Annotated in this window: 26 protein-coding genes; 19 read left to right on the top strand and 7 right to left on the bottom strand. The window is 37.5% G+C overall.

Features of this window, described 5'->3' with window-relative positions:
* Positions 1–7: 7 nt before the first annotated feature.
* From aroE to NP781_RS14550, 9 genes are all read left to right on the top strand, one after another.
* Positions 8–838, top strand: a complete 831-nt coding sequence (gene aroE, locus NP781_RS14590; RefSeq protein ID WP_257520227.1) for a shikimate dehydrogenase — start codon at positions 8–10, stop codon at positions 836–838.
* A gap of 5 nt (positions 839–843) precedes the next feature.
* Positions 844–1,146: a ribosome assembly RNA-binding protein YhbY gene (yhbY, locus tag NP781_RS14585; RefSeq protein WP_004226882.1), complete on the top strand. Its 303-nt coding sequence runs from the start codon at positions 844–846 to the stop codon at positions 1,144–1,146.
* 9 nt (positions 1,147–1,155) lie between these two features.
* Positions 1,156–1,746: a nicotinate-nucleotide adenylyltransferase gene (locus tag NP781_RS14580; protein WP_221679999.1), complete on the top strand. Its 591-nt coding sequence runs from the start codon at positions 1,156–1,158 to the stop codon at positions 1,744–1,746.
* Positions 1,715–2,287: a bis(5'-nucleosyl)-tetraphosphatase (symmetrical) YqeK gene (gene yqeK, locus NP781_RS14575; RefSeq protein ID WP_048392153.1), complete on the top strand. Its 573-nt coding sequence runs from the start codon at positions 1,715–1,717 to the stop codon at positions 2,285–2,287. Before NP781_RS14580 ends, yqeK begins: the two co-directional genes overlap by 32 nt.
* Entirely contained in the window at positions 2,284–2,628 is a 345-nt protein-coding gene (gene rsfS, locus NP781_RS14570; RefSeq protein WP_004226890.1) for a ribosome silencing factor, read from the top strand. Before yqeK ends, rsfS begins: the two co-directional genes overlap by 4 nt.
* Positions 2,629–3,366, top strand: a complete 738-nt coding sequence (locus NP781_RS14565) for a class I SAM-dependent DNA methyltransferase (protein ID WP_221680003.1) — start codon at positions 2,629–2,631, stop codon at positions 3,364–3,366.
* A gap of 239 nt (positions 3,367–3,605) precedes the next feature.
* Entirely contained in the window at positions 3,606–4,232 is a 627-nt protein-coding gene (locus NP781_RS14560; RefSeq protein WP_257520226.1) for a helix-hairpin-helix domain-containing protein, read from the top strand.
* Positions 4,233–4,337: 105 nt separating this feature from the next.
* Positions 4,338–4,907, top strand: a complete 570-nt coding sequence (locus NP781_RS14555) for a ComE operon protein 2 (RefSeq protein WP_004226897.1) — start codon at positions 4,338–4,340, stop codon at positions 4,905–4,907.
* A 14-nt stretch (positions 4,908–4,921) separates the two neighbouring features.
* Positions 4,922–7,198, top strand: coding sequence for a DNA internalization-related competence protein ComEC/Rec2 (locus NP781_RS14550; RefSeq protein WP_257520225.1), 2,277 nt, complete (start codon positions 4,922–4,924; stop codon positions 7,196–7,198).
* Between the two features lie 28 nt (positions 7,199–7,226).
* Here the strand turns inward: NP781_RS14550 and NP781_RS14545 are convergent, their stop codons facing one another.
* Positions 7,227–7,364, bottom strand: coding sequence for a YqzM family protein (locus tag NP781_RS14545; RefSeq protein WP_004226902.1), 138 nt, complete (start codon positions 7,362–7,364; stop codon positions 7,227–7,229).
* Between the two features lie 165 nt (positions 7,365–7,529).
* On the opposite strand from NP781_RS14545, the gene holA reads away from it, so the two are divergent.
* Positions 7,530–8,540, top strand: a complete 1,011-nt coding sequence (holA, locus tag NP781_RS14540; RefSeq protein WP_221680009.1) for a DNA polymerase III subunit delta — start codon at positions 7,530–7,532, stop codon at positions 8,538–8,540.
* Between the two features lie 95 nt (positions 8,541–8,635).
* On the opposite strand, the gene rpsT is transcribed toward holA, so the two are convergent.
* Positions 8,636–8,884 (bottom strand): 30S ribosomal protein S20, encoded by a 249-nt coding sequence (rpsT, locus tag NP781_RS14535; RefSeq protein WP_004226906.1) that lies wholly within the window; start codon positions 8,882–8,884, stop codon positions 8,636–8,638.
* A gap of 163 nt (positions 8,885–9,047) precedes the next feature.
* On the opposite strand from rpsT, the gene gpr reads away from it, so the two are divergent.
* The 4 genes from gpr (at position 9,048) to lepA (ending at position 15,846) form a co-directional block, all read left to right on the top strand.
* Positions 9,048–10,064 carry a GPR endopeptidase gene (gene gpr, locus NP781_RS14530; protein ID WP_221680011.1) on the top strand — a complete coding sequence of 339 codons (1,017 nt, stop codon included), beginning with the start codon at positions 9,048–9,050 and terminating at the stop codon, positions 10,062–10,064.
* Between the two features lie 120 nt (positions 10,065–10,184).
* Positions 10,185–11,039 carry a stage II sporulation protein P gene (gene spoIIP / locus NP781_RS14525; RefSeq protein ID WP_257520224.1) on the top strand — a complete coding sequence of 285 codons (855 nt, stop codon included), beginning with the start codon at positions 10,185–10,187 and terminating at the stop codon, positions 11,037–11,039.
* Positions 11,040–11,622: 583 nt separating this feature from the next.
* Entirely contained in the window at positions 11,623–13,500 is a 1,878-nt protein-coding gene (locus tag NP781_RS14520; RefSeq protein WP_257520223.1) for an acyltransferase family protein, read from the top strand.
* A 519-nt stretch (positions 13,501–14,019) separates the two neighbouring features.
* On the top strand, positions 14,020–15,846 hold the full coding sequence (lepA, locus tag NP781_RS14515; RefSeq protein ID WP_004226914.1) for a translation elongation factor 4: 1,827 nt from the start codon (positions 14,020–14,022) through the stop codon (positions 15,844–15,846).
* Positions 15,847–16,059: 213 nt separating this feature from the next.
* Here lepA and NP781_RS14510 read toward each other — a convergent pair whose 3' ends face one another.
* From NP781_RS14510 to NP781_RS14500, 3 genes are all read right to left on the bottom strand, one after another.
* Positions 16,060–16,314 carry a site-specific integrase gene (locus tag NP781_RS14510; RefSeq protein ID WP_257520222.1) on the bottom strand — a complete coding sequence of 85 codons (255 nt, stop codon included), beginning with the start codon at positions 16,312–16,314 and terminating at the stop codon, positions 16,060–16,062.
* 105 nt (positions 16,315–16,419) lie between these two features.
* Positions 16,420–16,650 carry a site-specific integrase gene (locus NP781_RS14505; RefSeq protein WP_221680019.1) on the bottom strand — a complete coding sequence of 77 codons (231 nt, stop codon included), beginning with the start codon at positions 16,648–16,650 and terminating at the stop codon, positions 16,420–16,422.
* 10 nt (positions 16,651–16,660) lie between these two features.
* Complete coding sequence (locus NP781_RS14500) at positions 16,661–17,074, bottom strand: N-terminal phage integrase SAM-like domain-containing protein (protein WP_257522541.1); 414 nt, start codon at positions 17,072–17,074, stop codon at positions 16,661–16,663.
* On the opposite strand from NP781_RS14500, the gene NP781_RS14495 reads away from it, so the two are divergent.
* The 5 genes from NP781_RS14495 to NP781_RS14475 all read left to right on the top strand — a co-directional run bounded on the left by NP781_RS14495 (position 16,989) and on the right by NP781_RS14475 (position 19,607).
* Positions 16,989–17,165: a hemolysin XhlA family protein gene (locus NP781_RS14495; protein ID WP_257522540.1), complete on the top strand. Its 177-nt coding sequence runs from the start codon at positions 16,989–16,991 to the stop codon at positions 17,163–17,165. The two genes, NP781_RS14500 and NP781_RS14495, sit on opposite strands and share 86 nt — an antisense overlap.
* Position 17,166: 1 nt before the next feature.
* Positions 17,167–17,427: a phage holin gene (locus NP781_RS14490; RefSeq protein ID WP_004226918.1), complete on the top strand. Its 261-nt coding sequence runs from the start codon at positions 17,167–17,169 to the stop codon at positions 17,425–17,427.
* Entirely contained in the window at positions 17,424–18,092 is a 669-nt protein-coding gene (locus NP781_RS14485) for a M15 family metallopeptidase (RefSeq protein ID WP_221680021.1), read from the top strand. Before NP781_RS14490 ends, NP781_RS14485 begins: the two co-directional genes overlap by 4 nt.
* Positions 18,093–18,480: 388 nt before the next feature.
* Entirely contained in the window at positions 18,481–19,146 is a 666-nt protein-coding gene (locus NP781_RS14480; RefSeq protein ID WP_255600678.1) for a hypothetical protein, read from the top strand.
* A 23-nt stretch (positions 19,147–19,169) separates the two neighbouring features.
* Positions 19,170–19,607, top strand: coding sequence for a hypothetical protein (locus NP781_RS14475; RefSeq protein ID WP_221680023.1), 438 nt, complete (start codon positions 19,170–19,172; stop codon positions 19,605–19,607).
* A gap of 75 nt (positions 19,608–19,682) precedes the next feature.
* Here NP781_RS14475 and NP781_RS14470 read toward each other — a convergent pair whose 3' ends face one another.
* Complete coding sequence (locus NP781_RS14470; protein WP_112118147.1) at positions 19,683–19,934, bottom strand: helix-turn-helix transcriptional regulator; 252 nt, start codon at positions 19,932–19,934, stop codon at positions 19,683–19,685.
* A 213-nt stretch (positions 19,935–20,147) separates the two neighbouring features.
* Complete coding sequence (locus NP781_RS14465; RefSeq protein WP_221679201.1) at positions 20,148–20,288, bottom strand: hypothetical protein; 141 nt, start codon at positions 20,286–20,288, stop codon at positions 20,148–20,150.
* Between the last annotated feature and the right edge of the window lie 12 nt (positions 20,289–20,300).

Below are 20,300 nucleotides of genomic sequence, written 5' to 3'. Positions count from 1 at the left end.
ACTAAAAATGAAGAAATGGTTTGCAGTTATGGGTGATCCAATTGAACATTCAAAATCACCTGCCATGCACAATGCTTGGTTTGAGGACATGTCAATTGATGCGACATATATTCCTTTACATGTAACGCCTGATCAATTAGAATCTGCTGTTGCTGGTTTGAAGACATTAGGGGCAAGTGGCTGGAACGTGACCATTCCTCATAAAACAGCAATCATTCCGTATCTAGACGAGCTAGATGAGCTGGCACAAAAAATGGGCGCAGTGAATACAGTCGTACGAACAACAAAAGGAAAGCTAAAAGGCTATAATACAGATGGTATTGGATTTGTTCGATCACTTGAAGAAGCCGTTGGGGTTTCTCATAAAGACAAGCCTGTATTACTTGTTGGTGCTGGAGGTGCTGCTCGAGGCATTGCCTTTGCTATGCAGCAACAAGGCTATCGTCATGTAACCATCGCCAATCGTACGGTGACGAATGCACAAATGATTATTGATGAAATGGGTATGGGAAGTGCCATTTCATTACAACAAGCGGAAGAAACGCTAGCTGATTTCAGCATTATTGTGCAAATGACATCAGCTGGCCTTTCCACGGGTAATTTTTCAATGCCATTTTCATTAGATCGGCTGATGAAAGAAGCAATTGTTGCGGATATTGTGTATAATCCATTAATGACGCCTTTTTTACAAGCGGCTGAAGAAAAAGGAGCAACGATTATCACTGGCTTAGGAATGTTTGTCCATCAAGGAGCCATCGCTTTTGAACACTGGTTAGGAGACTATCCAAATACAAATTCAATGATTGCGCAACTGAAGGCGCAATTAGGAGGAAACTAATTTTTATGTTAACAGGTAAACAGAAACGTTTTTTACGTGCAGAAGCACACCATTTAACACCGATTTTCCAAGTGGGAAAAGGTGGCGTTAATGATGAAATGACAAAGCAAATTCGCGAGGCATTAGAAGTACGTGAATTGATTAAAGTACGTATTTTAGATAACTGTGAAGATGATAAACATGAAGTCGCTGAAGCATTAGCCAAAGGCGCTCATGCGGAGCTTGTCCAATTAATCGGTCTGACAGTTGTTTTATATAAAGAGTCCCGCAATCATAAAAAGATTGTATTACCAAAAGTAACGAAATAAGGTGAGACGATGAAAAGGGTCGGTTTACTTGGAGGTACATTTAACCCACCACATATGGGTCATCTTTTAATGGCAAATGAAGTTTTTCATGCGCTAGAACTTGATGAAATCCGCTTTATGCCTAATGCCATCCCACCACATAAGCATGCACGTTTTGATGCTAGTAATGTTGAGCGACTTGAAATGGTAAAACGTGCGATTCGTCCATTTCCTTATTTTTCAGTAGAGTCGTATGAGCTTGAGAAGGGTGGCGTATCCTATTCCTATGAGACACTTTCTGCATTGTGTAGAAGAGAGCCGAATGTGAAATTTTACTTTATCATCGGTGGCGATATGATTGATTCGCTACATACATGGCATTGTATAGATGATTTAGTGAAACTTGTTCAGTTTGTCGGAGTAAAGCGTCCAGGGACAGCCGCGGCAACAGAGTACCCTATACGTATGGTGGAAATACCTCAAATCGATTTATCGTCCACACTGATTCGTGAACGCCTGGCTACAGGAGGAACGGTGACATTTCTACTACCAGAAGCTGTAGAGACGTTCATACGAGAGGAAGGTCTTTATGGAACGCGAACAGTATTTAGCGGCGATTAAGCCAAGAATGCCTGAAAAACGTTATATTCATACAGTCGGAGTGATGGAAACGGCCATCAACCTAGCTCATAAATATGGCGAGGACGTAAAAAAAGCTGAAACAGCAGCTATCCTCCATGATATTGCTAAATATGCTGATATTGAGTGGATGGAAAATATCGTTCGTGATGAAAAATTAGATGAAAGACTGATTGGATGGGGTAGTGAATTACTACATGGTCCAGTAGGTGCATATATAGCACAAAGTGAGTTTGGTATCACAGACGAAGAGCTGTTGAATGCTATTCGTTTCCATACAACTGGGCGGGCTAATATGAGCCGTTTAGAAAAAATTATTTTTGTCGCAGATATGATTGAACCGAACCGTCGATTTGATGGAGTTGATCGTCTGCGCAAAAAAGCACAAAAAAATTTGGATAAGGCGATGAGTGCATGTGTACGCCATACTTTGGCATTTTTAATTGACACAAAGCAGCCGATTTATCCTTTATCTATAGAATGTTATAACGATATGATGAACAGAGAGGATAGTGAAGGATGACTTCAACTTTATTACAAGCAGCGTACAAAGCAATTGACGACAAACATGGTGAGGATATTGTCGTTTTAAATATGCAAGGAATTTCCCTTTTAGCAGATTATTTTATCATTGCTCATGGTAACTCAGATCGCCAAGTGCAAGCCATTGCACGCGAATTACAGGATGTAGCTGAACAACAAGGCTATGAAATTCGCCGTGTCGAAGGATTTGATGGAGCTCGTTGGGTACTAGTTGACCTAGGCGATGTTGTGGCACATGTATTCCATAAGGATGAGCGTGCTTATTATAATTTAGAGCGTCTTTGGGGCGATGCACCGCAACTAGACATGCCAGAGGCCTAAGTGAGTTACGAACGCTTTGCTCATGTCTATGATGAGCTGCAAACGGATATTCCTTACAATCTTTATGTAGATTGGGTTGTACAGCATGCACCAAGCAGCCAGTACCCAAAACTGTTGGATATTGGTTGTGGCACTGGTGTACTTAGCTTGTTATTTGCAAAGTCTGGTTATCAAGTCAGTGGAATCGATTTATCAGAAGAGATGCTGTCCATTGCCGCAGAACGCTTTGCTGGTGCAGGCTACCATGCACCATTATACTGTATGTCTATGGTCGAACTAGATGGCTTTGAGGAAATCGATGTTGTCACAATCACAATTGATTCCTTGAATTATGTGGTAGAGGAGCACTCTGTTTATACGACATTAGAACGTATCTATACGGCGTTGCGTGATGGAGGTCAGCTGTTTTTTGATGTTCATTCGTTATTTAAAATGAATGAGATTTTTTTAGATGGTCCGTTCACATATGATGATGGTGACATTAGTTATATATGGCATACGGAGCCTGCCGACTTTGAACATTCGGTTATTCATCAAATGACCTTTTATGTACGAGATGACGCAAGTGAATTATATGAACGCTTTGATGAGGAGCACGTGCAACGTACTTACACTATCGAGCAGTATATGGCTTGGTTGCGTGCCATCGGTTTTAGTCATGTGGAAATTACAGCAGACTTTACAGATGAGGCACCTGATGAGGAAAGTGAACGCATTTTTATTCGTGCAGTGAAATAAAGAAAAGGGAGCTACACTGTGTAATTGGCAGTGTGGCTTTTTTGATGGATAGAAAGGTTAAAGTAGCGGATAGAAAACTTGAATAGGCGGATAAAGAGGCTAAATTGTCGGATAAAACCTGTATAGAAGGATAAAAAATCTAAACTCCTGACGATTTTTTATCATTTTCAACCACCCATCCATAGTGTAAGATATATATAACTCCATATGATGACCTTTCGCAAGGAAAGGATGGTACTGTGCTACAATGTTTATGGCAAAAGTACAAAAAAAGTATGTTATTCCCCAGCATACTAGTCGTCAGTGGACTTTGTTACTTCTATTTTTCGAGTTCTGACTCTTCACCTCCCCAAGAAGAGCTCATCGAAACAATCCAACCTATTGAAGAAAAAAATTTGAGTGAATCTGCTGAGGAAGCGGTTATGCAGCAGCTATTTGTGGAAATAAAGGGTGCGGTAATGTATCCAGGCGTTTATGAACTTGAGCAAGACCAACGTATAAAAGATGTTGTACAGCTTGCTGGAGGCTATACAGAGAACGCTGACACACAATTTATCAATCATGCCCAAAAGGTACAGGATGAAATGGTAATCTATATTCCTATCAAGGGCGAACAGCTAGAGGAAGGAGCCTCTTCTCTGTTAACGCTACCTACTGAGACGAATAAGGAGCAAAAGATTAATATTAATAAAGCTGATGTAGCAACGTTAGCAACATTGCCAGGAATCGGTCCTTCTAAAGCACAAAGTATCCTAACGTATCGAGAGGAAAATGGGCAGTTTCAAACCATAGATGACTTAAAAAATGTTAGTGGTATTGGTGATAAAACATTTGAGAAGCTAAAGGATGCAATTACCGTAAAGTAATGCTTTTACAAGATGGTATATTGACGCCCCTTTTCTAAAAGGGCTACACTATAGTAGAAAAGCAAGAGAAAGTTAATTTGTTAGACAATTTTTGGAGGTAGTCATATGGAGCGAATTACTTGGGATCAATTTTTTATGGCACAAAGCCATTTACTCGCATTACGCAGTACATGTACAAGACTAGCTGTAGGAGCAACTGTTGTACGGGACAAACGCATCATTGCAGGTGGTTATAACGGTTCCATTACAGGGGACGAGCATTGTATCGAAAAAGGATGCTATGTGGTTGATAATCATTGCGTCCGTACCGTGCATGCTGAAATGAATGCCTTACTGCAATGTGCTAAATATGGAACACCGACAAAAGGTGCTGATTTGTATGTAACACATTTCCCATGTTTACCATGTACAAAATCTATCATTCAAGCTGGCATAGAACGTGTGTATTATGCAACGGATTATAAAAATAATCCCTATGCACAGGAGTTATTTGCAAAAGCTGGAGTGGAAGTAGTTCATGTACCCTTTGATGAACGTAAAATTGATTTTTTACGAGATGACAAGCTAGCTTTGTATACAGAAATGCTGCACGAGCTTCGCGAGAGTGGGGTTTCTGCTGAAAAATTGCTCCCATATGAACAGAAGGTGAGTGCATTATTTGGCATCAAGCTTTAAAGCATAGATGGATTATGGTAGCTCTTGCTGTACTGATAGCTGCTATGGCGATATACAAATCAGTATGGCTACTCATTTTTTTATTGCTACTAGCCCTGTGGCTCACCATAAAAGGTGAGTCACGTTTTCTTGCAATTTTTGTACTAACAAGTGGTCTACTAACTTATTTTTTCCTTTCTATCAATCATCTGACGGAACCTTCTCCTTTACCGTCAACCTTCCCTATAACTTGGTCAAATGACTATAAAATAAATGGGCAAAAACTCCGTGGGTTTGCTACAACAACAAATGGTGAAAAACTTTACGTGGTTTATACCTTTTCTTCGGAACAAGAGAAAAATTTTTATGAAAACACCTCATTAACTGGAATGACGTATTCTGCAAAAGGTGAACTTGTGACTCCCTCTCTAGCTGCACATGCTTATGCTTTTTCCATGTCAACCTATTTAACGAGCAAAGGAGCAACAGGCGTCGTTGAAATCGCAAATTGGAACTATATAGGAAAACGAACCTCCATCTTCACTATTCTTGCCGAAGTAAGACACAATATGAAAAAGCATATAGAGAGAACTTTTCCTAAATCACTTGTAGCAGAGGCTCAAGCACTTTTAATAGGGGTGCAAGATCAGATGGAGGATGAACTGCAGCGTGCCTATCAAAAGCTCGGTATTACCCATTTATTTGCGATTTCTGGGCTACATGTCGCGCTGATGTCTTGGTTCTTTTTTGAAGGATTACTGAGAATCAGAGTTCGCAAGGAAATGGCTACTGTCGTGCTATTGATCCTCTTACCGATTTATGGAGTTATTGCAGGTGGAGCACCTTCCGTATGGCGTGCTGTTTCTGTAGTAGAGTTGATGATGTTACTGCGCTTTTTTAAGTGGGTTCTTTCGATCGATGATGCATTAGCTATTAGCTTTATAGGCTTTGTTTTGCTTGAGCCAGGTGTTATTTTCCAGATTGGTTTCCAGCTATCCTATTTAGCAACCGTTAGTCTTCTTTATTCTGGTATTATTTTTAAGCAGACAAGAACTTGGCTAGGTCGTTCTTTTTTTATCACATTCGTGTGCCAACTGCTCGTTTACCCACTATTACTCCATCATTTTTATGAATTATCTTTATCCTCGTTTTTTGTCAATATTGTTTTTGTTCCACTGTTTTCCTTTGTTATATTACCCTTTAACTTGATAGCCTTTGTACTAACTTATCTTTCTTTACCACTTGCTAATGTCCTATTTGCTGGCTATGAACCACTGCGTAAATGGCTGACCGAAATAACCTTTTCTATGCAAGAGCTTCCTTGGCAATTATGGACACCAGGCAAACCATCAATTTGGCTGAGCTGCGTGGCGATGTTAAGTGTTTTAGTGAGCCTCTATTATTTGGAAATAAAACAATTCAGGAAAGCTATTTTGGTCCTTGTCATCCCTGCTATTTGGATTCATTTGGCACCCATGTTGTATAACGAAACAAAGATTACCTTTTTAAATGTAGGACAAGGAGACAGTATTATCATTGAATTGCCTTTTAGACGGGCTGTCTATGTTATAGATACAGGTGGAGTATTGCGCTTTGAGCAGGAATTGTGGAAGAAAGCAGATAGTCCTTATAAGGTAGGGAAGCAAGTTGTCGTCCCATTTTTAAAAGGCAAGGGTATACGTACTATCGATATTTTTATTGCTTCTCATGCGGACGCAGATCATATTGAGGGAGCAGAGGAAGTATTACAAGAGATTAACATGAAGGAAATACACGTTACACCTGGTTCATTGTATGAGCCTTTAATGCATGATTTATTACGAGAAGCCAATAAGCGACATATTCCTATTAAAGAAAAAATGAAGGGGACTTCGTGGCATGTAGGGGAAGCATATTTTTATTACTTATGGCCTGATGACGCCATTTATGAGGGAAATGATGATTCTCTTGTCCTGTACATGCAGCAAAAGGCGTTTACAGCGTTATTTACAGGGGATTTGGAGCAATATGGCGAACAACAGCTGATCAATCGTTATGGACCTTTATTGGCCAATCTCACATTACTAAAGGCAGGGCATCATGGGAGTAAGACATCGAGCACAGAAGCCTTTGTCGAGCTGCTACAGCCCCAATTAACGGTTTTTAGTGCAGGTCTCCATAATCGTTATGGTCATCCACATGAAGAAGTAGTACAACGATTTGTCAGTAGACATTTAGTGACATGGACAACAGGGGTGAATGGATCAATCGAAATAAGTATTCGTGATAATCGCTGGTCCGTTAACGGAAAGGAAAAGGGCCTTGTCCAATGACCAAGGCCCTTTTCCTGCATAAGTCCAATTACTGTGATACAAATTCTACTATAGTTGCAATAATAAACATAAGCGTGAAAACGCCAAATGATACACCGAAGCCAACACCAGAATCGATGGCATCGTTACGTCGACATTGTATGTTTTTTCCTTCAAATGGATTCATTGTTATCCCTCCAATTCTGTTATTTATTATAAGACAACATGGTCATAAAAGCTATATCGAAAAGGTGATTTCCCCGTCTGGAAAGGAATCGACACAATTCGGTCAAAGACACAAAGGACTATGAAATCATGTATACTAATAGTATTGCTAGATGGAGGGGAAATTATGATTTCAACGGTTTGGAATACAATAAAAAAAGGTGAGCTTGCACCAGTATATTTGCTTGTTGGTGAAGAAAGCTATTTTATAGATGAAACCATTAAACGTTTAAAAGAGGCAATGGGTCCAGAAGAAGAGCTGGAGATGACCACATTTGATTTAGAAGAAGTACCAGTAGATGTGGTCATGGATGAAGCAGATACCATTCCTTTTTTCTCAGAACGTAAGCTTATTATTGCTAAAAATGCTTCGTTTTTAAAGGCAACCGAGAAAGGGAAGGAAAAAATCGATCATGATGTGAAACGATTGGAAACATGGTTGTCGAATCCTTCTGATTTTTCCGTAACGGTTTTTATTGCCCCTTATGAAAAATTGGATGAACGCAAAAAAGTGACTAAAATGATGAAAGAGCATGCATTATTTGTACAAGCAGAAACACCAAAAGAGCAGGATTTAGCCGTATGGATTCAAGGCATTGTCAAAACACAAGGTAATAGCATTACACAAGATGCTATTGAATTGCTTGTTACGATGGTCGGAGCCAACATGCTACAATTACAGATGGAAATTGACAAGCTAACCCTTTATTTAGGTGGTGGGGGCGAAATTACAACTTCTTTAGTGGAGGATTTGGTGGCAAAGACATTAGAGCAAGATGCCTTTAAAATGCTTAACGCATACTTGGCAAATGACTCTGTCGGAGCCTTGTCCATCTATCATGATTTATTGCGACAAAAACAAGAACCTATTATGTTAGTGGGCTTGCTAGCATCCAATGTTCGTACCATGTCAAATGTTTTTTATTTATTGAAAAAAGGTTATCACCCTCAACAAATTGCTAAAAATCTAAAAATTCATCCGTATCGCGTCAAACTTATGATTGAGCAACGGCATCGGCCTTCAGAAGAAAATTTGCTCCGGGCATTATATCAATTAGCAGAGGTTGATTTACAGCTTAAATCGTCTGGTGGAAATCGAGAGCGCTATCTAGAGCTATTTTTATTGCGCCAACTATAGGAAAAGAAAGCTGTCCAATAAGGGCAGCTTTCTATGTTCTCTATAAAATTAAAAAGATCAGCTACTCCTAATAGAGTATCTGATCCTTTAAACAATTACGCTTTTTTAGCAAGGCGAGACTTTTTACGAGCCGCCGCGTTTTTGTGGATAAGTCCTTTTGAAGCTGCTTTATCTAAAGATTTGAAAGCTGCTTGTAAAAGTTCTTGTTTGTTTTCAGCGTTAGCAGCAACAGCGTTTTCAGCTTTTTTCACTGTAGTACGCATTGCAGATTTAGCTTGAGAATTAGCAATGTTAGCTTTTTCGTTAACTTTTACGCGTTTAATCGCAGATTTAATGTTTGGCATATATTTCACCTCCTAAATTAGGTACGAGATGATATCTTCTCATTGATTTCTTGTGTCAATACAACAAAAATCATTTTAACAAACGCTTGGCCAAATTGCAATAGATAAATGCAAAGAATATTTACTTGACAGTTTGAACAAACTACAGCTTGAGGTGAACTGTATGCAAAATTTTAATTGGCAAAGAACAGATTTAATTGATGAATCAGAAGAGGTAGTTGTCCATCAGACCAAAGAGCAAAAAGAAAAGCTTGAACAATCAAGTGGCATTCAAATTGAAGATCGGAATGCTGGTAGAGTAAAAATTACAGATGTTCTTGTAGACGCTGAAGGGGAAAAGCAAATTGGTAAAAAGGAAGGGCAGTATATTACCCTTTCTGTCCCGACACTAACATTAGAAGATCAAGAAGGCTTTGCACAACTCGAACAAGAATTGCTTGTAAATTTCAAAAAAATGCATGACGCAATTTCTTGGCAAGAAGACGATAAAATTTTAATAGTCGGTTTAGGAAATCGCACTATTACACCCGATGCAATAGGTCCCTATTTAATTGACCATTTGCATAGTTTAGATGTCATTGATGAAAAATTCGTTATGTATGCTCCTGGTGTAACAGGACAAACAGGCTACGAAACAGGTGAGTTTGTGGCTGCTATTGCTGAACGTCTGCAACCGAAATTAATCATTGTAGTAGATGCACTTGCTACAAGAGCGAGTAATCGACTCTGTAAAACGATTCAATTAACAGATACAGGCATACATCCAGGTTCAGGAGTAGGTAATCAACGGCAAGAGATTTCCTATGAGATGCTTGGCATTCCCGTAACAGCAATAGGGATCCCTACCGTAGTAGATGCACCTGTCCTAATTGCAGATGCGGTAGAAACTATGCTCCGTTCGATAGCTGCTCGTGTGGCTGAACGCAGTAAACCGTCATCGAAGCTTTCATTATCCTCATGGCAACCAGATATCAACAAGGAACTGGATATGACATTAGTACAACCTATATTTGGAGAATGGGCGACATGGACGAAGGAGGAGCGGCAGCAGCTGTTTGAGGAAACCTTCGCTGGCTCCCACACACAATTGATGGTTACACCAAAAGAAGCAGACTATTGGATTGATCGCTATGCAAAATTAGTGGCTTCTATGCTTATGGATTGGGCAAGTGATTTATAAAATAATGAAGAAAAAACGCTTAGAGTAGTCCTTCTAAAACACGCTTATTTATGCGTAAAACAAGAAATTTATTTTCGTTCTAATTAACATCCCCCCTCCATACGATATGGGGAGGAGGGTGTGACTTTGCTAAAAAAACTACAATGGTCATTTGGTATATTATTGTTCTTTTTCGTATTACCTGTCATTGCTGGGCAACTTCCGTTCAACAAGCAAGCATCGACTCCGATCAAACAATCAGAAGATAAGCAAGTCGTGTTTGCTGCTACCAATTTAGCTGAACAAAGTGTACTGGAACAAACGAAAGAACCTGAACCAGATCAAGCCCTAGACCCGGACCCATTTAAAGTGTTAGTGTTATTTACCCATACGCATGAAGCATATGAACCCATGGTGAAAGCAGTGAGTGGTAAGGTAGTGACTTCTCATGAAACGGTCAATATTATGAGCCTGAAGGATAAGATTGTGAATCATTTTAATGTAAATGGTTTAAAGACGGATGTTCTTGATGTAGATATTATGAAGAAATTACAAGAAGAGGGTAAAGGCTATCATGAATCTTATAATGTGATGAGGCCATATTTAAGTAAGCATTTAGAGACAAATAGTTATGATCTAATAGTTGATTTACATCGTGACTCATTAAAACATGATCTTACAACGATCTCATATAATGGGGAAAATTATGCGAAAATCGCTATTGTTGTTGGGGCAGAGCATGCTAATTACCGCTGGAATACAGCCTATGCTGAAAGTTTATCATCCACACTAAACGCCATCGTTCCAAAAATTTCTAAAGGGGTTATTTCTAAAAGTGGTGATGGGGTTGATGGGCGATACAATCAGGATTTAGCAAAGCAAATGATGATTATTGAGATTGGTGGAATTGGTAATACTGAGGAAGAGGTTAATCGTACGATTGCTGTAATTGGTAAGGCTATATCAAAAGCGTTTGTCAATGATTCAACAAAATAGACCAATCATATTAAAAAGTGGGACTCTTGTGGGCTCACTTTTTTTAATATTGTATGATAATAAAATTTCCAGAAATAATTCTCATTAATTGTCTTTCCATTGCTCCATTCTTGTCTTATAATTTTCAAGTTGGCTCGCGAATTTCATGATAAAACGTTAAATGAAGGCATATGCAAATAAAGCAAACATACTTTTGAAGTATATCCCACTTTTGGGAATGCCTTTTTAAGTCTATAGCAAATATACATATGAATTTTTAGAAGACAAAAAGTGATAACGTTTCATTTTTCTCTCAAACTTTTATCGTATTTCAATCGTCAAACATATAAGTGAATAAGCAAAAATAATAGAGAGGGGATGGTTATCAATCAAAAGGTTCTATTACGTGACAACAGGTTTTATCTTGATGCAGAAGGGAATACCTTCAAAAAGCGTTACTCCTTGTAGCATTTGGATGTAACTATCATTTATCAGCCGTGGGCGGTTATTAGAGGTTGTGACAGCGACTTCTCATTGTACAGCTAGAAAATACCAAAACATTATACCGAAACGAAATTGAGAGATTATTGAAGGAAGGAATAGTATGTCAGGCAAGTCATTAAATCATCGTTATATTCCTGGACTAGACGGGATTCGAGCATTGGCTGTGTTAGCAGTTATTGCTTATCATTTTAACTTTAGTTGGGCTAGAGGTGGCTTTTTAGGAGTAGATATCTTCTTTGTGTTATCGGGCTATTTAATCACCTCTACCATCTTACCTTTAAAGGGCAATCAATTAACAGTCAGCCTAAAGAAATTTTGGGTGGGACGATTTAGAAGGCTACTACCAGCGGCCTACGTTATGATTGTTACATCATTTGTTTGGGCAATGCTCTTTCATAAAGAGCTTCTCCATACTTTGCGCGGGGATGCACTGTCCTCCATTTTTTATTCAAGTAATTGGTGGTTCATTTTTCATAAACTCTCTTATTTTGATAGTTTCGGTTCTCCATCACCTTTAAAAAACCTATGGTCATTAGCCATTGAAGAACAATTTTACTTGATTTGGCCATTGCTCTTAATGATTGGACTTTTTGTTGTTAAAAAACAAAATAAACTAGCAAATATCGTCTTTTGTTGTGCCCTTTGTTCAGCATTCGTAATGGCCTTACTCTATCAGCCTGGCGCTGATCCTAGTCGTGTCTATTATGGAACGGACACACGTTGTTTTGAATTATTAATAGGCTGTTGGCTAGCCCTTGTTTGGCCAATGAAAAGACTTTCTTCTCAAAAATTATCATCGAACCATGTGAAGAAACTAAATACTATGAGTTTCATTGCACTTACTATTTTTTTAGTAAGCATAGTGTATGTGGATGAATATCAATCCTTTCTTTATAGAGGAGGTATGTTTTTATTTTGCTTGAATGCTGCCGTTTTGATTGCATGTATTTCTCATCCAGTCAGCATACTAGGAAAAATATTAGCATGGAAGCCATTATGTTGGATAGGCTCTCGTTCCTACGGAATTTATCTATGGCATTATCCTGTCATGGTTTTAGGGACACCCATTCATGAAATTGGTAATCCCTTCTATTGGCGAATCTTCCTGCAGCTTTTACTAATCCTGATGATTGCAGAGTTATCCTATCGCTTCATTGAGATGCCCATCCGGAAAGAAGGTTTCCGAGTCTATTGTCAAAAATATCTGATTTGTAATAAAAATAAATGGGGAAGCCTTACTTTTCCACGAAAAATATCAACGGTTATGGTTCCACTTTTCCTGCTTGTATTTTTCACAGGCATGACAGGTGTAGTGGGTGAAAGTCAGCAAAACCCATCTAAAACGCTGCCAACAACGATAAAAATTAATGGCGATGACAAGCAGGACAAACAAGCCGAAGCCTCAACCGACAAGCCTTCTCAAAGCAAGGGTGAGGGAGTGGAGGATGTGCAGGAGTTAGAAACGCCTAAGCAAGAAGAAAATAACACCATTATTGAGCCTGAAAAGGATGAGTTTTATCGTGGTATACTAGCCATTGGCGATTCCCTAATGATTGATATTGCACCGAGCTTACATAATATGTATCCGACTATTACAATCGATGGAAAAATAGGTCGTCAAGTTTCACAAGCTGTAAGACTTGCACCAAACTATGCAAGTTTTAATCAACCTCATCATGCAGTCATTCTACAATTGGGGACAAATGGTTATTTTACGACTGACCAAATGGATGCACTCCTTGGAGCTTTTTCAAATGCCGATATTTATTTAGTGAATACACGTGTGCCGCGTTCATGGGAAGCAAAGGTGAATGAAGCTTTACTGCAAAAAGCACAGGAACATGAGCGAATAACACTAATTGACTGGCATGCAGCAGCAATCAATCACCCTGAATACTTTGCCCCAGACGGTGTACATTTAGAGAAAAAAGGGGTAGAAGTTTTAACAAAGCTCATTCAACAATCCTTAAACAAATAAAATAATAAAGTCAGTATACACAGTTTTTTCTGCGTAGCTGACTTTTTCTATATCTTAGAAAGGGAACTATTTGATCTACCTATATGTTTTCTATTAGTTGTTGCTCCTGTATGGTAAGCTTGACATTTGACTTGTTCTATTGTGTGGAAGATGGTGCGTTGTTCATTCTTTCTTTTACGATCATGGTTTAGGTTGATAAAAATGGGGTTTTGTCCACGCTTTTTAGTAATATGGATGTTGATATCTTTAGTAGATAGCGGGCTTTTCTCGTTTGATCAAGGGAAGATTTATCCATCGAATCTCTCCTCATGTCGAGTAGACACATTTTTATTTCAACTGCTACACATCGAGCACTACTATAGCTGATTTGTCTGCATTTATATACTTAATATTGTAAAATTTAAAAACGATGTGAAACACTGAAAGTATTGATATTATAGGCTTTCAAGTCTAGTTGCTGTTGTACTTTGCGTAACGTTCATAGTATAATTCATTATAGTTTAATTAGGAGTGGAAAAGATGAACCGAGAAGCACGTTTAAAACGACAAGAGAATATACGAAATTTCTCTATTATTGCACATATTGACCATGGGAAATCAACGCTTGCTGACCGTATTTTAGAGCAAACAAAATCTTTAACTTCCCGTGAGATGAAGGCACAGCTCCTCGACTCAATGGATTTAGAGCGTGAGCGAGGCATTACAATTAAGTTAAATGCAGTTCAATTAAAGTACGAAGCAAAAGACGGCGAAGTGTATACATTCCATTTAATCGACACACCAGGACACGTCGATTTCACATATGAAGTATCACGTAGTTTAGCTGCTTGTGAGGGTGCCATATTAGTTGTGGACGCAGCACAAGGGATTGAAGCACAAACACTAGCAAATGTTTACTTAGCACTTGACAATGACTTAGAAATTTTACCTGTAATCAATAAAATTGATTTACCTGCAGCTGACCCTGAACGTGTACGTCAAGAAGTAGAAGACGTTATTGGATTAGATGCCTCTGAAGCAGTATTAGCTTCTGCAAAAGCAGGAATTGGTATCGAGGATATTTTAGAGCAAATCGTAGAGAAGGTACCAGCGCCAACTGGTGATCCAGATGCACCACTACAAGCTTTAATTTTTGACTCTGTTTACGATGCTTATAAAGGTGTTATCATTTCGATTCGTGTCATCAATGGTACTGTCAAGCCTGGCGATAAAATTCGCATGATGGCAACAGGTGCGGAATTCGAAGTTATTGAAGTTGGGGTACATACACCAAAAGTTGTGCCACAGGCTGAATTAACAGTGGGTGATGTAGGTTATTTAACCGCATCTATCAAAAATGTAGGAGACACACGTGTAGGGGATACTGTAACCTATGCGAATCGTCCTGCAGCTGAGCCATTAGCTGGTTATCGCCGTTTGAACCCAATGGTCTACTGTGGTTTGTATCCAATTGATACAGCCAAATACAACGATTTACGTGAAGCGTTAGAAAAGCTAGAGCTAAATGATTCTGCTCTACAATATGAGCCAGAGACATCGCAAGCACTTGGTTTTGGTTTCCGCTGTGGATTCTTAGGATTACTACATATGGAAATTATTCAGGAGCGTATTGAGCGTGAATTTAATATCGACTTAATTACAACAGCACCTTCCGTAATTTACAATGTTCATATGACAGATGGTACTGAGCTTAAAGTCGATAATCCATCCTTTATGCCAGACCCACAAAAAATCGATCGTGTGGAGGAACCATATGTGAAAGCAACAATCATGGTACCAAATGATTATGTGGGTGCGGTTATGGAACTTTGTCAAATGAAGCGTGGTAATTTCATGACGATGGATTATATTGATACATCCCGTGTAAGTATTATTTATGAAATGCCATTATCAGAAATTGTCTATGATTTCTTTGACTATTTAAAATCAAATACAAAGGGCTATGCATCATTCGACTATGAACTTATTGGTTACCAGCCATCGAAATTAGTGAAAATGGATATTTTATTAAATGGTGAGCAAGTCGATGCACTAAGCTTTATCGTACACCGTGACTTTGCCTACGATCGAGGCAAAATCATCGTAGAAAAATTAAAAGAATTAATCCCACGCCAACAATTTGAAGTCCCAATTCAAGCAGCAGTTGGACAAAAAATCGTGGCGCGTTCAACAATTAAAGCCATCCGTAAAAACGTATTAGCGAAATGTTACGGGGGAGATATTTCTCGTAAACGAAAACTTCTTGATAAACAAAAAGAAGGTAAAAAACGTATGAAACAAGTAGGCTCAGTCGAAGTCCCTCAAGAGGCATTCATGGCTGTGCTGAAGATGGATGATTCGAAGTAACATTGATATAACAGCGTTTATAGGGGTTTTTAATAATTGATTTTATATCAATTTGGTGGGGTTCCCCACCAATTCCCCACCATAAAAAAATAAGTTAGAAATTCTTTTCTTATATATCTTGAGCAAATGAGTCAAAGATGTTAGCGGCATCTCTAGCCATTTTCTCAGTGAGGTGGACATAGCGATCTTCTGTTACGGCAGCTCGACTATGTCCTAATCTTTTTGTACTGTTTTAACAGGTGTACCATTTTCGATTAAAGTTGTTGCATGTGTGTGGCGTAAGGAATGATAGTTAAAACTAAGATTTAACTTTTCGCTTATTTTTCTAGTATTATATTTAATTACACTTTGCGTACAATGTTCGCCATTTTCTTTTTTACATACATAATCATGTTCAGGATCCTTTTGATAAAACTCACCGTATTTTAAACGATTTTCTATTTGTGCTTTTTTAATACGTTTGAGCATTTCTGCGAGCGTATTACCAAATGGAATTGTTCTATAACCAGCCTTTGATTTTGGAGGTCTAGGTTGCCATTGTGCTTTCCCATTTTCATCTTTAATACCAACTAATTATTGTTCAACCTCCAATGTCATTTCTTCAAAATTTATGTGCTTCCATTCAAGTCCACAAACTTCTCCTACACGTAACCCACAATGTAACCCAATATGAAATGGTAAATAAAAAGGGTGTTCTTCATCTAAAATGCTATTAATAAGTCTTAGATTTTCCTTCGTTTGTATCTTTAATTCCTCGCGAGTTGGTTTTCGTTTCTTATCCTTCATTAATTCTACATAATGCATTGGATTTTCTTTAATGTATTTGTAGGTGTATACTGCATGATTCAAAGCTTTGCTTAATACCTATGATTATACTTAATGTTTGCCGAGCATAACCTTCACGTGTTTTCAAATTAATGAATTGCTGCAACACGTGAGGAGTTAGTGATTTAACTTTATACTTTCCTAAGTGTGGTGCAATATGGTTTCTAATAGTTGATTCATAGTTATAGTACGTATTTGGTTCTAATTTGAGATCTACATATTCCTTCATCCAAAAATCTAAATAATCATGTAAAGTAATTTCTTGGGGTTTAAAAACAGTTCCTGCATTTTCATATTCTAAAATCTTTCTTCTTAAAATTGCCTCTGCTTCTGCTTTTGTATGGGCTCCTTCAGCTGTTGCTGAATCAAATATTAAAGAAATTCGCGAGGATATAGGTGGAATTAAAGACAACACAACTTGGATTTTAAGATTAGTTATTGGTGGACTAGTGGGAGCATTGTTGACCTTTATTATAAAAGGAGGAATGATTTAATATGAAAATCAACTGGAAAGTACGTCTACAACATAAACAATTTTGGGTGTCATTAATCGCATTACTACTAGTGCTTGCTAATCAAATAGCAGGCATTTTTAATGTCGATATTACGATTTACAATGCTCAAATTACAGCCATTTCAGAGACTGTTTTAAGCATTTTAGGTTTGCTTGGTATTATCATCGACCCAACTACAAAAGGTGCTTCAGACAGCGAGCAGGCGCTTAAATATGATGAGCCAAAGGGTGATTTAAAATGACGAGCATTACTACAACATGTCGTGATATATCTGAACTATTGCCAGCTGCACAAACTGCCTGTCGTTTGTTATTCCAAGAGTGTTTTAAAGCAGGGATTAAGAACATCTTTATCACTGAAACATATCGCTCACAGGAACGACAGAATTACTTATATGCACAATGCAGAACTCGACCAGGGCAGATAGTTACTTGGACATTAGATAGCAATCACAAGTCACGATTAGCATGGGATATTGCTGTTTGCCCTCCACAGTCTTTATATGATCTAACAACACTAAGTCGAGTCGGTGCTATCGCACGAAAGCTTGGTATTACATGGGGCGGAGATTGGACAGCGAATATTGATCGGCCTCATTTTGAAGTTAAACCAACTTGGATTATGCCGAAGGGATACAAAATTGAAGGACAAGTAATTGTTCCAACCAATAGCAAATACCAAGTGCAATTAATTGTGGAAGGCAATACAACGAAACCAATTGCAAAGGATGATGATAAAATGCAATTTACTAACGAAACACTTAAAGCTGCAGTACGTGACTACCTAAAGCAAGCAGTAGACAAAAAGCTTATTGATAAATCACACCTTGAAAAGTTTGACGCTGGTACATTAACAAATTGCGATTTAAAAGGATTAGAAATTATCATTGCACAACGTAGTGTGTAATCAAATGCCTTTTACCTAAATTGGTAATGGGCTTTTTATATTTGGAATATCTGAAAGTCAATTTACTGTCAACAGATATTTAAGTACAAATTGTTAATTTATGATTACAAAATGAATAGTAACTACAATGTAATTAAGGTCAAATAATATGTTTACAAAACGTTGGAAATGTAACTTTAGTATAGCAAAATTAATCGAGAACCGCCAAAAAATGGCGTTATTGATGGGGGGATGTGGCGGTTATTGTAAATTTAATGTAAATTCTGCGCCAAAAAATGGCGTTCTTCAATAATAGATTTGGGAAGTTTCCAATGATAGGATATTAATAACTCGAGGGAACTTAATTTACTATAGTAGGTTTAAACAAAGATTTGGAGGTAAATTAATTATGAAAAATAACCTATTTAAAGGTTTTATCTTTATGTTAAGCTTTATGTTAGTATTTAGTGTAATGTCACCAGCACTTGCAAATGCTAGTGAAATTCAGGAATTACCAACTAATGATTCTTTAAATCACGAAGAAACTGATTTTGATGAATTAACTAATAATTTCTTACTTGGAATAGGAGATTTTGAAGACCCTCTTTCAGATGAAGAGTCTTTAGCAATATTTAATAATAAAATTCTGGAAAACCAATATTCAAATGATCATCCTTCTGTAGAGCAATTCAATCTTTTTAGACTTGCGTTTTCAGTAGTGAGAAGTGGCGTTAATTACGTAGTTAAAGTAACTAGTAAAGGTAATAAAATAAAGGATGTAAGAAACGGGAAATTAGAAGTAGATGTTAGTAAACATATAAATGCTGGTAATCGGTTCAAAGATTATGGTGATATGGACAAACTTGTAAAATATATTGTAGAAGATATACGTAGATCAGATCAAGATAATGTAGTAAAAGATGGTTGGAACTCGATCAAAACGTATTACGGAAAAGGAGATAAAAAATTAGAAATCCGTTTCTATATAGAGGATGGAAAATTATTAAGTTTCAATGCTTTTCCTGATCATTCAAATAAAGATGCAGGTAATGTGATTTGGTTAATTCCACAATAATAATCTAAATAAGAGGAGTTATTATGGAAGAAATTAAGATAAATGATTATGTTGTAAAAGTAGATAAAGAGAAAACTTTAGAATTATACAAAACACTTCCGAAGGTTTCTGAAAAAGCTCATTGTGGTTGTGAAGATTGTCAACTTTTCGCGAAACAAATTCAGCTCACTAGTCCAGAAATTTTAAATTTCTTTAAACAATTTGGAGTAGATCCTACAAAAGAAGCCGAAGTTTGGAGAGCAATCCCCAATAAGGATGGATATGATACTTATAGTGCAGATTATCATTTTATAGGTTTTATAGAGGGTACGGATGATATAGATTGGATTCATATAGGAGAAGCATCTTTTGGACTTGCCAATCATGATGGAGATTTACCAAGTCCCATGATTCCAAGTACATTCTCAAAACCAATAGTAGAATTAGCTGTAAGGATAACAATGCCTAATTTGGAGATTTAATGTGAAAAAATTTTGTTTATAAATTAAACCATGAAAGCCCAGGCGCTCATTCAAACGTGAGTACCTGGGCTTTTTTTATTCATCATACGGTCTGTATTTAGCATGTAATTCTTTCGCTGCTTCTTTTCTTGCTTCCACATCTTCACGTAAAAACATTCGATCCCGTGGTAACTCTTTGATAGGAGTTAGCTTTCCTCGTTTTACAAGTGAATTTAATGATTGCCTAGAAATTTGCAATTCCTCCAATACTTCTGATGATGTTAGGATTTCTGATTGAACTAATTTAATGAATTCTTCTTTACTGTTGAAAGAGTAGTTTTTTGACATTGGATGAGACCACCTAGTTTTTTATTTTTTTCTCATTGTAAGAACTGTTGCGCCAATTATTATTAATGCTGCAACTGTAAGAATTAAAGTAATAGTCATCATGAAAATCACCTCTTCTTTTCATTTTGATTGTATAACATTTAGAAATCATTTATATTTATTGTGAAGGCTAAGGGGGTCAGCCTTACCTTCATTTTTAAACTTTGTTGGACGCTACTTCTTTGAAGTGGTGTCTTTTTCTTTTTCATCAAGTGCTTTTGCTTTCTTGTTGTTTAACTTTGCTGTTTGAAAGTTAACGATTGCAATTGCTAAGTTGACGAATGCTGTTATTGCTACTACTCTTTCAAGCTCCATTTTTATTACCTC

The sequence above is a fragment of the Lysinibacillus sp. FN11 genome, from assembly GCF_024628845.1.
GTDB classification, from domain to species: Bacteria; Bacillota; Bacilli; order Bacillales_A; family Planococcaceae; genus Lysinibacillus; species Lysinibacillus capsici.
This window is presented reverse-complemented; position numbering and strand designations above follow the sequence as displayed.